1 pseudogene is annotated in these 598 nt (G+C 70.1%); it reads right to left on the reverse strand.

What is annotated here, in order from left to right:
* Positions 1 to 561 (reverse strand): annotated as a pseudogene (locus tag ACKUB9_RS34385) (IS5 family transposase); the annotation flags it as partial.
* Between the last annotated feature and the right edge of the window lie 37 nt (positions 562 to 598).

Genomic DNA, 598 nt, shown 5'->3' on the forward strand with positions numbered 1-598 from the left:
TGATGCCCTTCTCCCGCAGATCAGCCCGCAGCCAATCGGCGTCGTAGCCCTTATCGGCGATCAGGCGTCGCAAGCGGCCGGGAGCCTCGGCCAGCACCGCTGGGGCGGTGCGCACGTCACGGGCGTTGCCCGGCGTCAGCAGCAGGACACCGGGGCGGCCCAGCACGTCGACGAGGGCGTGGATCTTTGTCGTCTGACCACCCCGCGAAGGGCCGATGGCCTGTGCTGTCGCCCCCCTTTGCCCCCGTGAGCCGAGCGATGGGCCCGCACGTAAGTGCTATCGATGGCGGCCGCCTCGCCCGACCATCCCGCCTTGGCCAGGGCCGCCAGCATGTTTCGCCAGAAGCCGCGTCGTGACCACCTGTTGAAGCGGTTGTAGACCGTGGTGCGCGGCCCGTACTCGGCTGGGCAGTCGCGCCAGCGGCAGCCACAGGTCAGCACGTGCAGGATGCCGGAGATGATCCGCCGGTCGTCCTCGCGCTCGGGGCCGGGCTGGTTGCGCGGCATGAGCGGCTCGATCACCGCCCACTGCTCGTCCGAGAGCCAGAACAGGTCCGCCATGGCCGCCTCCATGCTGCAAGCGGCGGCCCTGAATCAT

Origin of the sequence: Methylobacterium oryzisoli, from assembly GCF_046557895.1 — a bacterium.
Lineage (GTDB): Bacteria > Pseudomonadota > Alphaproteobacteria > Rhizobiales > Beijerinckiaceae > Methylobacterium > Methylobacterium oryzisoli.